Annotated in this window: 14 protein-coding genes; 6 read left to right on the top strand and 8 right to left on the bottom strand. The window is 43.0% G+C overall.

What is annotated here, in order from left to right:
* Positions 1–13 precede the first annotated feature (13 nt).
* Both cysD and ACXAH2_RS13565 read right to left on the bottom strand, forming a co-directional pair.
* Positions 14–919 carry a sulfate adenylyltransferase subunit CysD gene (cysD, locus tag ACXAH2_RS13560; protein ID WP_475079197.1) on the bottom strand — a complete coding sequence of 302 codons (906 nt, stop codon included), beginning with the start codon at positions 917–919 and terminating at the stop codon, positions 14–16.
* A 197-nt stretch (positions 920–1,116) separates the two neighbouring features.
* Positions 1,117–2,055: a hypothetical protein gene (locus ACXAH2_RS13565; RefSeq protein ID WP_475079199.1), complete on the bottom strand. Its 939-nt coding sequence runs from the start codon at positions 2,053–2,055 to the stop codon at positions 1,117–1,119.
* Between the two features lie 166 nt (positions 2,056–2,221).
* On the opposite strand from ACXAH2_RS13565, the gene ACXAH2_RS13570 reads away from it, so the two are divergent.
* The gene (locus tag ACXAH2_RS13570; RefSeq protein ID WP_475079201.1) at positions 2,222–2,806 is read left to right on the top strand and encodes a superoxide dismutase; all 585 of its coding nucleotides are present in this window, start codon (positions 2,222–2,224) and stop codon (positions 2,804–2,806) included.
* Positions 2,807–2,979: 173 nt separating this feature from the next.
* Here the strand turns inward: ACXAH2_RS13570 and ACXAH2_RS13575 are convergent, their stop codons facing one another.
* Entirely contained in the window at positions 2,980–3,420 is a 441-nt protein-coding gene (locus ACXAH2_RS13575) for a tellurite resistance TerB family protein (RefSeq protein WP_475079202.1), read from the bottom strand.
* Positions 3,421–3,888 carry a DUF6942 family protein gene (locus ACXAH2_RS13580; protein ID WP_475079203.1) on the bottom strand — a complete coding sequence of 156 codons (468 nt, stop codon included), beginning with the start codon at positions 3,886–3,888 and terminating at the stop codon, positions 3,421–3,423.
* Positions 3,889–3,976: 88 nt separating this feature from the next.
* On the opposite strand from ACXAH2_RS13580, the gene ACXAH2_RS13585 reads away from it, so the two are divergent.
* The 4 genes from ACXAH2_RS13585 (at position 3,977) to ACXAH2_RS13600 (ending at position 7,182) form a co-directional block, all read left to right on the top strand.
* Positions 3,977–4,375, top strand: coding sequence for a YeeE/YedE family protein (locus ACXAH2_RS13585; protein ID WP_475079204.1), 399 nt, complete (start codon positions 3,977–3,979; stop codon positions 4,373–4,375).
* Positions 4,376–4,387: 12 nt separating this feature from the next.
* Positions 4,388–4,807, top strand: coding sequence for a DUF6691 family protein (locus tag ACXAH2_RS13590; protein WP_475079206.1), 420 nt, complete (start codon positions 4,388–4,390; stop codon positions 4,805–4,807).
* 259 nt (positions 4,808–5,066) lie between these two features.
* Positions 5,067–6,233 carry a type III PLP-dependent enzyme gene (locus tag ACXAH2_RS13595; RefSeq protein WP_475079208.1) on the top strand — a complete coding sequence of 389 codons (1,167 nt, stop codon included), beginning with the start codon at positions 5,067–5,069 and terminating at the stop codon, positions 6,231–6,233.
* Between the two features lie 112 nt (positions 6,234–6,345).
* Positions 6,346–7,182 (top strand): MOSC domain-containing protein, encoded by an 837-nt coding sequence (locus tag ACXAH2_RS13600; RefSeq protein WP_475079210.1) that lies wholly within the window; start codon positions 6,346–6,348, stop codon positions 7,180–7,182.
* 74 nt (positions 7,183–7,256) lie between these two features.
* Here the strand turns inward: ACXAH2_RS13600 and ACXAH2_RS13605 are convergent, their stop codons facing one another.
* Complete coding sequence (locus ACXAH2_RS13605) at positions 7,257–8,843, bottom strand: ABC-F family ATPase (protein WP_475079212.1); 1,587 nt, start codon at positions 8,841–8,843, stop codon at positions 7,257–7,259.
* Between the two features lie 306 nt (positions 8,844–9,149).
* Between ACXAH2_RS13605 and ACXAH2_RS13610 the strand changes: the two genes are divergently transcribed.
* Entirely contained in the window at positions 9,150–9,644 is a 495-nt protein-coding gene (locus tag ACXAH2_RS13610) for a Crp/Fnr family transcriptional regulator (RefSeq protein WP_475079213.1), read from the top strand.
* Positions 9,645–9,663: 19 nt separating this feature from the next.
* On the opposite strand, the gene ACXAH2_RS13615 is transcribed toward ACXAH2_RS13610, so the two are convergent.
* The 3 genes from ACXAH2_RS13615 to metH all read right to left on the bottom strand — a co-directional run bounded on the left by ACXAH2_RS13615 (position 9,664) and on the right by metH (position 14,496).
* The gene (locus ACXAH2_RS13615; RefSeq protein ID WP_475079215.1) at positions 9,664–10,017 is read right to left on the bottom strand and encodes a RidA family protein; all 354 of its coding nucleotides are present in this window, start codon (positions 10,015–10,017) and stop codon (positions 9,664–9,666) included.
* Between the two features lie 109 nt (positions 10,018–10,126).
* Entirely contained in the window at positions 10,127–10,735 is a 609-nt protein-coding gene (cobO, locus tag ACXAH2_RS13620; protein WP_475079217.1) for a cob(I)yrinic acid a,c-diamide adenosyltransferase, read from the bottom strand.
* Between the two features lie 26 nt (positions 10,736–10,761).
* Positions 10,762–14,496: a methionine synthase gene (gene metH, locus ACXAH2_RS13625; RefSeq protein ID WP_475079218.1), complete on the bottom strand. Its 3,735-nt coding sequence runs from the start codon at positions 14,494–14,496 to the stop codon at positions 10,762–10,764.
* Positions 14,497–15,152: the final 656 nt, after the last annotated feature.

The following is a 15,152-nucleotide window of genomic DNA, read 5'->3' on the forward strand; positions in this document are numbered from 1 at the left end:
TTTTACTCCAAACTTAGAAATAACCTTGTTTCTTCTTCTCTTCCATCGATCCTGCTGAATCGTGGTCAATCATTCGCCCTTGACGCTCAGAGCTCTTGGTCAACAACATTTCCTGAATGATTTCAGGCAAGGTATTGGCTTCTGATTCCACCGCGCCTGTCAACGGATAACAACCTAGAGTCCTAAAGCGAACCGATTTCATTTCTGGTTGTTCGCCATTGAGAGGCATACGGTCATCGTCGACCATAATCAAAGTACCATCTCGCTCAACCACAGGACGTTTCTCAGAGAAATACAAAGGCACAATTGGAATACTTTCTAAGTAGATGTACTGCCAAATATCTAACTCAGTCCAGTTTGACAATGGGAAAACACGAATGCTTTCGCCCTTGTTTACTTTGCCATTGTAGATATTCCACAACTCAGGACGTTGGTTTTTTGGATCCCAACGATGTTTATTATCACGGAAGGAATAAACTCGCTCTTTCGCACGAGATTTTTCTTCATCACGACGCGCTCCACCGAATGCGGCATCAAAACCGTATTTATCTAGAGCCTGTTTCAATGCCTGAGTCTTCATCACATCAGTGTGTTTGGCACTACCATGTGTGAAAGGCCCAATCCCCTGCTCTAAGCCTTCCTGGTTTTGATGAACGATCAACTCAAGTCCCAACTTGGCAACCATTTCATCACGAAATTTAATCATCTCTTTGAATTTCCAGCCGGTATCGACATGCATCAAAGGAAAAGGGGGTTTGCCCGGATAGAAGGCTTTCATTGCAAGATGCAGCATTACAGCTGAATCCTTACCAATAGAGTACAGCATTACCGGATTATCAAATTCAGCCGCGACTTCACGGATAATATGAATACTTTCCGCTTCCAGCTGTTTTAGGTGTGTTAGTCTTGCCTCTGTCATAACGTCCTACTCAAAATTTAAGGCTTTTACAATTGCGCCACTATAACATGCCTTTAGGTTATAAAAACCATTCCTTCTAGACTTTAGTAGAATATACATATTAAAAAAGCTATATAGAAATGACTTATATAAAGACACCAATAAAAAGGCCGATACGTCGCAGCATCAGCCTAGTGCAATAACAGACAATTGGTTTTTTATTGCGTGTTCAACTGCTGTTCTAACATCAGCTGATTAATTTGCTTACGCAAACGGATAATCTCAGTATTAACCTGAGATCTAAAAGCATCGTTGGACTGAATGGCTTCCTGTTGCTGTTTCAGTGTTTGCTGCATATTAATAATCTCAGCACTACCAACACTGGACGCCTTACTTTCCACTTGTTTCAATTGTTGTTGTAAGTTAGAAACACTTTGTGACAACTGATCAAGACTTATTGTTAGAGCCTCATCCTTACTGGCTTGAGCAGTAAGGTTTTGTTCTGCTGAAGCAATTTGCGCAGCTTGGCTTTGTAGATTAACTTGTTGGGCTTTAAGTTGGTCTGACGCAGTTTTTGAGTCCTTATCCAACTGAGCAACGCTAGCCAGCAATTTATTGTAAGCGGCTTCAAGGTCATTGAAAGCGTCATTCTGATGAGCAATGAGCTTAGTTTGGGTGGATATGTCAGTTTTAAGGGAAGCAATTTCTTGCTTTAAGGCTTCCACCCCTTCCGAATTTTTCGCGATACTCTTGCGATTTCGATCGTAAGCCACCCCCCATAATTTGCGAATTTCGCTATCATGAGTTTTAAGTGTTTGTTCTATCGTTTGACCCTGTTCATTAGCGGATACGTCGGCAGCGATGAGCTGATGATCCAAGTTATCGATTTCACTCTTGGCACCATACAGTTCATCACGCAATTGTTGATTTTGTTGCCACAACCAGAACCCAGCGCCAGCAGACATCAGTAACACAATCAGCAATAAGAGGTATACTCCTAGCAAATTTTGCTTCTTGTGAACGACAGTCGGTGCGTGAGCAGGTTGTGCAGGAGAAGGTGCAGGCCGTGCTTTAGTCGCGTCCATTGCTCTTCTTTCAGTCACTTCATCTTGATCCAGAGTCATACTCGGGATCTCTACATCATCATCTCTTCGCATGGAATTCTAATCAATTCTAATATATTGGTTATTAACAAAAATTATGGAAAAACCTTACAGAACAATTCTAAATAATATTATCCTAGTTCCATCGGTGCTACTATATAAGCACCATTAACTGCTTGATAACAAGCAATTTAGTTAATTAAAAGCAAGGAGAATCGTAATGTCTTTTGAATTGCCCGCTCTTCCATACGCAAAAGATGCGTTAGAGCCTCACATGTCTGTTGAGACGCTGGAATATCATTATGGTAAACACCACAATACTTACGTTGTTAAGTTAAATGGTCTAGTGCCAGGCTCTGAGTATGAAGGCAAGAGCCTAGAGGAGATCATTCAGTCAGCTCCTGCAGGCCCAGTTTTCAACAATGCGGCTCAAATTTGGAACCACACTTTCTTCTGGAACAGCCTAGCACCAAACGGTGGCGGCCAACCTACTGGTGCTTTGGCTGATGCCATCAACGCAAAATGGGGTTCTTTCGAGAAGTTCCAAGAAGCGTTTAACGACAAAGCCGTTAACAACTTTGGTTCAAGCTGGACTTGGTTGGTTAAAACTGCTGCTGGTGAGCTAGACATCATCAATACAAGTAATGCAGGCACTCCTCTTACAGATGGTCAAACTCCACTGATCACTGTTGATCTATGGGAACACGCTTACTACATCGATTACCGTAATGTTCGTCCTGATTACCTAAAAGGTTTCTGGGCGCTTGCAAACTGGGAATTTGCAGCAGCGAACTTCGCGGCCTAAGCCACTCTACTCAATTATTGAGTCCAGTCATAAAAAACGCGGTCACAGCCGCGTTTTTTATTTATTTAACCAAAGCCAAAGCTAACGGCAAAATAGCAAATCATCATGTTTCACATAAGTTGCTAATAGACTTTTACTTCAGCGTCAGTTAACTTAAACCACTTCAAACACACTTAAGAGCGCAATTCTTGCTGCACTGCCAACTTGGCCTGAATAAATTCCGAATGGGGCATAAAAAGCAACTCACTGATGCGGCGAATTCTATGATCTTCTTGAGCGTCAATGTTGCCATCCGATAACGCCACATGCCACAAGGCTTTCAACAGATCCATTTTTTGAGACAGCGAGGCCTTTTCATTAATGACCTTAGTGAATTGATACAAATCATGTGCTTTCTCTACTCCAGAACGAGCATCAATATAAAGCTGATCAATATCTTCACCAAGATCCGTCACTTCTTTAAGTAGACGCTTAATTGCTTGCTCTTCTTGTGGCGCTACTTGAAAGTCTGCCAACATAACTTCCATTAGCAAAGAAGCGACGGCTTTTTGATAGGAAATTTGTTCTTCCTCTTCGTCAGGAAGACGAAACAAATTTTTTAACAGATTTAACATTTAAAACGACTCCGACATAACGTCTTTCAACTCGCTCACAAGCGCATTTGGAAACTGACGATAATCCAAATAAGGACACCAGACATGATTAGCTTGGTGCCAACACTCATAGCTCAACTTAGTATTTTCTTTTGAAACCGGTAATTCTGTGCGTAATTTACCACCAACGATAAAAACCCATGTATGCTTTGATAGATTCTTAAGCTGCTTAAAGGATGCCACATCAAAGGTAACAGCAAGCTGTTCAAATAGCGTGTGGTCTCTATGATCACGCCAATTACCCTCTTTTGATACGGTCAATTTTGCCATTATGGTCAAAATTTTGCGCCAGTGATTTCCATTAAGCTCAATCAAATCCATCACATCTGGTTGAGAAAAATCCATTTCATTAGGCCATTTGGGCAGATTCGGTAAAATAAAAATATACTTTGATTGATACGGGTTTTGACCCAACCATATTGAATTCACACTTATTTCCACTATTGCATACAAACAATATTAGGCAAAACTAATGTTTATACATTAGAATAACCTAATATTTATTTAGGAGTATATTATGGAGCAACTATTTTACCCCCTAATTGGGGGCTTACTTATCGGTGTTACCACAACATTCTACCTACTCACCATGGGCCGTGTTGTTGGCATCAGCGGTATTTTATCACAGCTTCTTTTCAATAAGGGACGACGCTTACCATTGCTTTTCATTATCGGCCTTATTATTGGTGGCAGTGCCTACGGGACACTCACTCAACCCAGTATTCCGTTGCCAGAGTTAAGGAGTCCTTGGTTATTGATTCTGTCAGGTTTATTGGTTGGCTATGGCACACGTTTAGGTGGAGGCTGTACTAGTGGACATGGTGTATGTGGTATTTCTCGCCTATCCATTCGATCTATTATTGCTACTCTGGTCTTTATGGCAACAGCCATCGTCACTGTCGCAGTCACCAAATAATAGGAGTCGCTTATGTACGCATTCATCACCTTTTTAACTGGCTTATTATTTGGGTTGGGCCTGGCTATTTCGGAAATGACAAACCCCGCTGTCGTAATAGGTTTTTTAGATATTTTTGGTCAATGGAACCCTTCCCTCATCGCCGTCATGGGAGGCGCGGTAGCCATTGGCATACTTGGCTATTGGATCAAAAACAAACGCCTTAACCCCATGGTCGCCAAAGAATGGCAAGTACCCAACTTAAAGCAAATCGACAGTAAATTACTTGTTGGTGCCAGTCTATTTGGGATTGGTTGGGGATTAAGTGGCTACTGCCCGGGCCCAGGCTTGACAGCGTTAACCAATAATCCAATGGAAGGGATTTATTTCATTGCAGCTTTGATTGTTGGCAGCGCGATTTACCAAATTCAGACGGTTTTTCTGCATAAATAGAAGTCAGGAAAAATACAAAAAATTTATAGGGGCTTTGTTGCCCCTTTTTTAGCTCCCCCTCAAAAAACACTTGACGAGCAGCCTATTCAGCCTTAAATTTCGCCCCGCGTCATTGCTGAACATAATCCGCACCGCTTCAACTGCTGCGCTCGTCGCTTAAGGCCATAGAGCCGGATAAGTAACAGCCATAAGTAGGACGGGAGAAGCTAAAGGCGTTTACTTAACTATCGGTTTATGTTTGTTAAACAGGAGTATGTCCATGTCTATTGACGTTAATGCATTCTACACACCTGAACGCTTTGCACGTATCAAATCTTTTTCAGAAAGCAAAGAAACCCCATTTGTCGTAATTGATACTGAAATCATCGATGAAGCCTATTCAGAGCTTAGTAAAGGTTTTCCTGTTGCCGATATTTTTTACGCTATTAAGGCCAATCCAGCACCAGAAATCTTAACCCTGTTACGTGATCGTGGTGCTAACTTCGATGTCGCCTCTCGATACGAGCTGGACAAATTATTCGGTATTGGCGATGTATCTCCAGATCGTGTGAGCTACGGCAACACCATTAAAAAAGCCAAAGACGTACGCTACTTTTATGAAAAAGGTGTGCGTATGTTTGCCACAGATTCAGAGGCAGACTTACGCAACATAGCAAAAGCTGCACCGGGGTCTAACGTTTATGTACGTATCCTCACAGAAGGCACAGTAACAGCGGATTGGCCATTGTCTCGTAAATTTGGCTGCCGTCCTGACATGGCGATGGATTTGCTGATTCTGGCGAAAGAGCTAGGACTAGTCCCTTACGGTGTGTCTTTCCACGTGGGTTCTCAACAACGTGATATTGGTGCATGGGATGCCGCCATTGCGAGTGTTAAAGTCATTTTCGAGCGCCTAAAAGAAGAAGACGGTATCGTATTACAAATGATCAATATGGGGGGTGGTTTTCCTGCTAACTACCTTTCTAAAACCAATGAATTGGCCGTATACGCAGAAGAGATTACCCGCTTTCTAGAAGAAGATTTCGGAACCGACATACCTCGCATTATTCTTGAGCCTGGCCGCTCTTTGATTTCGAATGCGGGTGTTTTGGTCAGTGAAGTGGTCTTGATTTCCCGTAAATCCCATACCGCTTTGAATCGCTGGGTATATACTGATGTCGGTAAATTCTCTGGCTTAATCGAAACCCTAGACGAATCCATAAAGTATCCGATTCATGTTGAGAAAGGCGGTGAATTAGAAGAAGTCATCATTGCTGGTCCAACCTGCGACAGTGCCGACATCATGTACGAAAACTACAAATACGGTTTACCACTGAACTTGGCAATTGGTGACCGCATGTATTGGTTGTCTACAGGAGCTTATACAACCACTTATAGCGCCATCGAGTTTAATGGCTTCCCTCCATTAAAATCGTATTACCTATAAGTTAAATCACAGAGTAACGAAAACCTCGGGCGCTTCGGCACCGAGGTTTTTTTATGCTTCTTTCACGAACTCAAAAAATACATAATAATGCGATGTCAAAACAGGAGTTGTTATGTCTTTTTTGCTCAGTGAACTTGCGGTTTATCCAATAAAATCGATTCATTCTATCCACCCTTACCAAACCAAGGTGCAATTTTCAGGTTTAGCCAACGATCGACGTTATATGCTGGTAAAACCAGACGGAGAATTCATTACGGGACGCAAATATCCGCAACTTACCCAAATACACGGCAAATTATTGCCCAATGATTGCCTAGAACTCAGTCACCCCGGTAATGAACATAAGTTGATTCTAGACCCAGTGGATTTTTCTGATAACTATAAAGATGTGACTATTTGGGGGCAAACCTTATCTGCACAATCGGTTAGCCTGGAAGCCAACCAATGGTTTCAATCTATCCTAGACCTCGAAGCTGAGCTGGTTTTCTTTGGCGAATCATCACAACGTTACACCAGTCGCCGCCCAAACTCACCTGTTGGTTTTGCTGATGGTTATCCATTTTTATTAACCACCGAAGCCTCTCTTGAGGAATTGAATAGCAGCTGCCCTGAGAGTATTCAGATGGCGCAATTCCGTCCTAACCTTGTTGTCAAAGGCAACCAAGCTTTCGCAGAGGACAGCTGGAAACGCATCCGCATTGGGGCAGTAGAATTTGAATATGTAAAACCCTGTGTACGCTGTATTTTCACAACCATAAATCCTGATGATGCTAAGCGCAGTAAAAAAGGCGAACCGCTGAAAACCCTAGCTAAATTCCGCAAATTGAAAAATGAGGGAATTACCTTTGGTGTCAATTTGATTGCTTTAAACGAAGGCATTATCCAACAAGGGGATGAAGTGGAAATATTAGAATATCAACAAGCCGATACATACCAAGATAGACGCTAACTCGTTTTAAAAGTTACAAAAAAAGAGAAATCCGTGGATTTCCCTTTTTACAAGGCATTATCGAGAATGAGTAATTAACCTTCCATTTTGGCTAGGTATTCGTCATAAGTGCCATGAAAATCCACAATACCATCGGCCGTTACTTCCACAATGCGTGTCGCCAAAGAGGATACAAACTCACGGTCATGACTGACAAACATCAAAGTGCCAGGGTAATGTTCAAGGGCCAAGTTTAACGACTCAATGGATTCCATATCCATGTGATTGGTCGGTTCGTCCATTACCAATACATTTGGCTTTTGCAGCATCAACTTACCAAACAACATACGACCTTGTTCACCACCCGATAAGACTTTAACGGATTTTTTAATGTCATTTTGCGAGAACAACAAGCGCCCAAGGGTACCGCGAATGACTTGCTCATCGTCACCCTCTTGACCCCACTGCCCCATCCATTGCAACAGATCCATGTCTTTCTCAAATTCATGAGCATGGTCTTGAGCATAGTAGCCAATATTGGCATTATCAGACCAATTCACCTCACCTTTGGTCAGCTCAGTATCACCGACTAAACATTTCAACAGAGTTGATTTACCAATACCATTTGGGCCTATCACTGCAATGCGCTCACCCACTTCGACCATCATATTGAGATCACTGAAAATCTTTTCATCATAAGATTTCGCTACATTCTCAACCTGCAATGCCAAACGGTGCAGTTTCTTCTCTTGTTCAAAACGAATGAACGGATTTTGACGACTAGAAGGCTTTACTTCCTCGAGTTGAATCTTGTCAATTTGCTTAGCACGAGAAGTCGCCTGCTTAGATTTCGACGCGTTTGCTGAGAAGCGACTGACAAAAGACTTCAACTCGTTAATTTGTGCTTTCTTCTTGGCGTTGTCTGCCAACAAACGCTCACGAGCTTGCGTGGCAGCCGTCATGTACTCATCATAGTTACCTGAGAACAAACGCAGCTCACCATAGTCCAAATCGGCCATATTGGTGCACACTGAGTTCAAAAAGTGGCGGTCGTGGGAAATGATAATCATGGTACAAGTACGCTCTACCAACACCCCTTCCAACCAACGAATGGTATTAATGTCCAGGTTGTTGGTTGGCTCGTCTAGTAACAAGATATCTGGATCGGAAAACAAAGCTTGTGCCAACAAAACGCGTAATTTAAGACCTGGAGCGACTTCACTCATCAAGCCATAATGCTGCTCAGTCGGAATGCCTACACCCAATAAAAGCTCTCCGGCACGCGCATCAGCAGTGTAACCATCCATTTCGGCAAATTCAGCTTCTAGGTCACCAGCGCGCAAACCATCTTCTTCGGTCATTTCAGCCTTAGCATAAATGGCGTCTTTTTCAGACTTAATGGCCCAAAGCTCGGTATGCCCCATGATGACCGTATCAATTACAGAGTATTCTTCATAAGCAAATTGATCTTGTTTCAACTTACCTAAACGTTCATTAAGATCTTTTGAAACATTACCCGCACTTGGTTCTAAATCGCCGCCAAGTATTTTCATAAAAGTGGATTTACCACAACCATTTGCACCGATGAGCCCGTAACGTTTTCCTTCGCCAAATTTGACTGATACATTTTCAAATAAAGGTTTTGCACCAAATTGCATGGTGATGTTGGCTGTAGTTAACAAAGTATTCTTCCACTCTTGATCAGAAAATAATAAAAATTGCTATAAGCAGCAAAAAGTTGGCCCCATTATCGCATACAAGTTACTCAAGGTGCGACTTTACGTAGAATAAGTTCCACACAAGGTCACTGACGCTTACAAAGCCGCATAATGTGTTACTTGAAAAACAAAAGTGTTACCAGTTCAAACAAAAAGCCCTTAGTGATATCTGGGGGCAGTGTCGATAATACCTAATAGGAAATCGGCTATTCAGTTTTGTTTGAAGTGGTCGAAGAGATATAAGAGAGAGAAAATTGACGGGAGGACATTATGCATACCGTCTTAGCAACTGAGTCTGAATACGATATTTCACCTGCAGAGCTAAAAAAAGGCTCAATCTTTGGCGCTTTATCTGAAACGGGCATCCAATATTTATTAGACAATGGCATCATTCATCAAGTCTTGCAAGGAGAAGAAATTTTTTCTTATGGTGGCAAAGGTAATAGTTTTCACACCGTGTTACACGGCTCTTTAGACTTTTACAAACAGCATAATGAAAAAAGGACACGCACTCGCACTGTTCAATTTGGCGAAGCCATAGGTTTTGTCTCTATGATTGCTCTACACGAACGAGCTGGCAGCTTATACGCATTAGAAGACAGCTTGTTATTAGAAATATCTTGTCAGCTGTTCAGCGACTTCCACGATAATCACCCTTTCGACTTCGGCATTTTATTAATGAACCTGTCTCGTGATATGGCACGAACCATTCGTGTATTAAGCAATGCTTTGGTCGAAAATGATGTCATCGTGAAACGCGATTAAGAAAACTGTGAATCCTAGATTACTTTTCTGAAGCAATAACGGATACTTCAACCAGCAACTCAGGACGAGCCATTCTTGCCTCAACACATGCGCGAGCAGGAGCATGACCTTCTGGCACCCATGCATCCCAAACGGCATTCATCGCCGCAAAATCTTTCATATCACGAATGTAAAGAGTGGCAGAAAGAATATGCTCTTTGTCCGATCCTGCCTGAGCCAACAAGGCTTCGACTTTATCTAGCATAGTTTGCGTTTGCTCTGTGATCCCTGCATTCGCATCGGCCGCAACCTGACCACACAAATAAATGGTGCCATTGTGTTTCACTATGCGACTCATACGTTGACCCACTTCTAAACGTTCGATAGAAGACATATCTCACCTCAAATAATCCGTCTAATAAAAAGAAGCAAATCATACCAGTCCATTAAAAGTATATTCATCTAAAATATACAATTTTTGCAGGCCAAATCGCTAAATAAAACTAAAACTCCAACCCTTTCTGTGCCTTAATGCCACGTTTAAAAGCATGTTTCACTTCTTTTATTTCGCTAACCGTATCAGCAAGCTCAACAAGAGCATCAGAAGCCCCACGCCCTGTGACGACTAAATGTTGATTCTCTGGTCGCTCCATCAAAGCCTCCAAAACTTTCCCTTCATCCAGATACTCATAGTGTAAAAGGTAGGTTAATTCGTCTAAGACGATGAGATCGAAGCTATCATCTTGTAGCATTTCTTCAGCTTGAGACCAAGCTTGCTCAGAGGACTGAATGTCGGCGTCACGATTTTGGGTTTCCCAGGTAAAACCCGACGGCATAATTTCCCAACGCACCTTGTCTTGTTTACGGAAAAAGTCAATTTCCCCCGTATTCCATTCTCCTTTAAGAAACTGCACGACACCCACTTTCATACCATGACCTAAGGCGCGTGCCACCATGCCTAAAGCCGAGCTGGATTTGCCTTTACCATTTCCGGTTAGGAGTACAAAGGTACCCTTGTCCTCTTGCGCTTTGGCAATCCGCTTATCAACGTGTTTTTTAATCGCTTGCATGCGATTCTTATGTTGTTCAGAGTCCTTAATAACTTTTGCCATAATGTCTCTCTATTGATTGGCTGACTTTACACTCGGTCGTCTTCTGGGTCGTATCCTAAGTTTGGTGCTAACCATCGCTCAGCCTCATCTTTGCTCATGCCTTTACGCTCTGCATATTCCTCAACCTGATCTGGGCCAATTTTGCCGACCCCAAAATAGGTTGCGTCTGGATGCGCAAAGTACCAACCACTCACCGCGGCTGTTGGCAGCATAGCAAAGCTTTCGGTAAGCTCCATGCCAATACGTTCTTGCGCCGCCAACAGATCCCATAATTTCGTTTTTTCGGTATGATCAGGGCACGCTGGGTAGCCTGGCGCTGGTCGAATGCCTTGGTATTTTTCCTTAATCAGTTCTTCATTGCTCAAGGTTTCTTCTGGCGCATAACCCCACAGCTCTTTTCGTACTTTCTCGTGTAAATACTCAGCAGTGGCTTCAGCCAAACGGTCTGCAACCGCTTTGATCATGATGGAGTTGTAATCATCGTGATCCGCTTCATATTGCTCAACCAAAGGCTCAATACCAAACCCAGCAGCGCAAGCAAACGCCCCCATATAATCGGCCACACCCGATTCTTTTGGCGCAACAAAATCCGCTAAGCTATGGTTGTATTTGCCCGGCGCGGTTAATTCATTTTGGATGCGCAAGAAAGACAAGGTTTCTACTACCTCACTACGCGATTCATCAGTATAAATTTCAATATCATCATGATTCACTTGGTTTGCAGGAAATAACCCCACCACGGCTCTAGCTTGTAGACTGGCTTCGGCAATCACTTTATCCAGCATCACCAAGGCATCTTGATACACGCGCGTGGCTTCTTCGCCCACCACTTTATCTGTCAAAATGCGTGGATAAGCACCAGCTAACTCCCATGTTTGGAAGAATGGCGTCCAATCTATGTAGTCTTTTACTACAGCAAGATCGATATCTTGCTCACTGAGCACAGTCACACCAAGCTGATTCGGTTTTACAACTTCTGCATTAAAAGTAATTGGCGGTTTGTTTTGTCGTGCTTTATCGATCCCCACACGGCGTCCAGCTTTCGCTCTGTCTTTGTAGCGAATACGGGTTTTCTCGTAGTCAGTTTTAATCTCATCAACAAACTTCTGACGACGCTCTGTATCTTTGCTTAACAAAGCACTGGCGACACCAACACTGCGAGAGGCATTGGTAACGTGGACGACTTGATTACGTTTGTAGTTTTGTTCAATTTTCACCGCTGTATGAGCTTTTGACGTGGTTGCGCCGCCTATCATGACTGGCAAATCAAACCCTTGGCGTTCCATCTCTTTGGCCACGTGAACCATTTCATCTAAAGAAGGGGTAATCAATCCAGACAAACCTATCATGTCTGCACCCTCTTCTTTCGCAGTACGCAATATGGTTTCCGACGGCACCATGACACCTAAATCAATCACTTCAAAGTTGTTACATTGCAACACCACACCAACAATGTTTTTACCAATATCATGCACGTCGCCTTTTACGGTCGCCATAACGATCTTGCCATTACTAGACGAAGCCGTGTCCATGTTTCGCGCTTTCTCCTCTTCAATGAAAGGCATCAAGTAAGCCACCGCTTTTTTCATCACACGTGCCGACTTCACTACCTGCGGCAAAAACATTTTACCTGAGCCAAATAGGTCCCCAACAATACCCATGCCATCCATTAAAGGCCCTTCAATCACTTCTAAAGGCCGATTGTAAGACAAGCGTGCTTCTTCTGTGTCTTCGTCAATAAATTCAGTAATGCCTTTTACCAATGCATGAGACAAACGTTCCGCCACAGGTAAGCCACGCCATTCTTGCGTTTCTTTTTCGGCAGCTTCTCCGGTACCTGCGAACTCACCGGCAATAGCCAATAAGTTATCCGTGGCATCCGGTGTACGATTCAATACCGCATCTTCCACTGCATCACGCAGTTTCAAAGGAATATCTTCATACAAGGCTAGTTGGCCCGCATTGACGATACCCATGGTCATTCCTTGTTTTATGGCATGGTAAAGAAAGACCGCATGAATAGCTTCACGAACAGGGTTGTTACCACGAAATGAGAAAGACACGTTCGACACACCACCAGATACTTTGGCATAAGGCAATTCACGTGTGATGTCGCCGGTGGCTTCAATAAAGTCCAAGGCATAACGATTGTGTTCTTCAATACCGGTTGCAATGGCAAAGATATTCGGGTCAAAAATAATGTCTTCTGGTGGAAAGCCCACTTCATCCACCAAGATACGATAGGAGCGACGACAAATTTCGATCTTACGTTCACGAGTATCCGCTTGGCCAACTTCGTCAAACGCCATAACAATCACCGCGGCGCCATATTTCATCAGCTTACGAGCTTGTTCTTTAAACTTCTCTTCTCCTTCCTTGATGCTGATGGAATTCACTACGCCTTTGCCTTGAATCCATTTTAAACCCGCTTCAAGAATCTCCCATTTGGAAGAGTCCAACATGATGGGCACACGAGAAATGTCTGGCTCAGACGCAATCAGCTTCAAAAAGCGCTCCATGGCCGCTTGCGAATCCAGCATGCCTTCGTCCATGTTGATGTCGATTATCTGCGCACCATTCTCAACTTGCTGACGCGCCACATCCAAGGCGGTATCAAAATCCCCTTCTTTGATTAAGCGTTTGAACATGGCGGAACCCGTAACATTGGTTCGCTCACCTACGTTGACAAACAAGGTATCAGCACCAATATTGAACGGCTCCAAGCCAGACAAGCGACACTCTTTAACAACCTCAGGAATAAGGCGTGGTTTTGCCTCAGCGAAGGCTTTGGCAAAGGTCTCTATGTGCTCAGGTGCTGTACCACAGCAACCACCAATGATGTTTAAGAAACCAGACTCTACCCAGCCTTGAATCTCTTCTAGCATTTCTTCAGGCGATTCATCGTATTCACCAAAGGCGTTTGGAAAACCCGCATTAGGGTGAGCGGAAACATGAGTGTCTGCAATTCGCGACATCTCTTCCACATATTGACGTAAGTCTTTCGGCCCCAGAGCACAATTAAGACCAACAGAAATGGGTTTGGCGTGAGCAATGGAATTCCAAAAAGCCTCTGTCGTTTGACCTGATAAGGTTCGGCCAGACGCATCCGTGATGGTTCCTGAGATCATGATGGGATAACGCACACCAGTTTTCTCAAAATAATCCAACACAGCATAAATAGCCGCTTTCGCATTCAGAGTATCGAATATGGTTTCGATTAAAAGAATGTCGACACCACCTTTAATCAAGCCATCTACGGCAGTGGTATAAGCTTCCACCAATTCATCAAAATGAATGTTACGAAAACCAGGATCATTGACGTCTGGGGAAATAGTACAAGTTCGGCTGGTTGGGCCTACTGCTCCCGCTACAAAACGCGGTTTGGCAGGATTTTTTGCCGTAAATTCATCGGCCGCTGCGCGGGCTAATCGTGCGGATTCAAAATTTAATTCGTAGCTTAATGCTTCCATGTGGTAATCCAGCATGGAAATTGAGTTGGCATTAAAAGTATTAGTTTCTATGATGTCGGCACCCGCGTCGAGATATTTGGCGTGTATCTCTTTAATGATCGCGGGCTGAGTGATTGACAATAAATCGTTATTGCCTTTTAGGTCACTCTGCCAATCAGCAAAGCGTTCGCCTCGGTAATCCTGTTCCTCAAGCTTATAAGCTTGGATCATGGTTCCCATAGCACCATCTAGGATCAATACATTTTCAGATAGACGCTGCTCAAGAACAGAATACGACACCGATTTAGACACCCTTACTACCTCACAAAAATTTAAGCGAGGTTACTATAGCAAAAGTGCCTATATTTTCATTGAAAAAAAATAATGAACAAATGAATAATTCATAAGATCAGTTGGTTAAATTCCGCTTCATGATGAAGTCAAAATATTGATATAAAGCGAACAACTCATCCTTTTTAAAGCCTAGTTAGAAAGAAAACGAGCCTTGTCGTTTGCAAACATTTCATAATCGTATTTTTTTCATATTCCCGAAATGCCTGATGGGAAAACCATAAGAGGTCGCTGATAATTGAGTTTGAAAGTGAAATAAACTGTATCTGCAGAGTAATTTGTCAATGTATGCTGACACTTTGGTTGTCAAAATAATGTAAGCATTAGAGTAGATTACCTCCTTCTCATGTATAAAAGTCGGCCTAACTGCCTTTTATTTGTCAGAATGAGCAGATTATGTGGCCATAAACAGACACTCCTGCCCTATCGAAAAACTGGTCATAAAAACATCACAGAACTGTCATCAAAGCATTTAATCATTCGACTCCAGGGACGATTCTCGCCGAAAGCGGTTCATTAAGTACCCACATCAAATGGGGCGAATCGCATTTTTTGGCTATTTCACTATTAGATTGAAAACTCAATGTACGACGTAAAGTACGAAAGGAGAGATCTCT

The organism is Marinomonas sp. ABL3_031 (assembly GCF_056161265.1).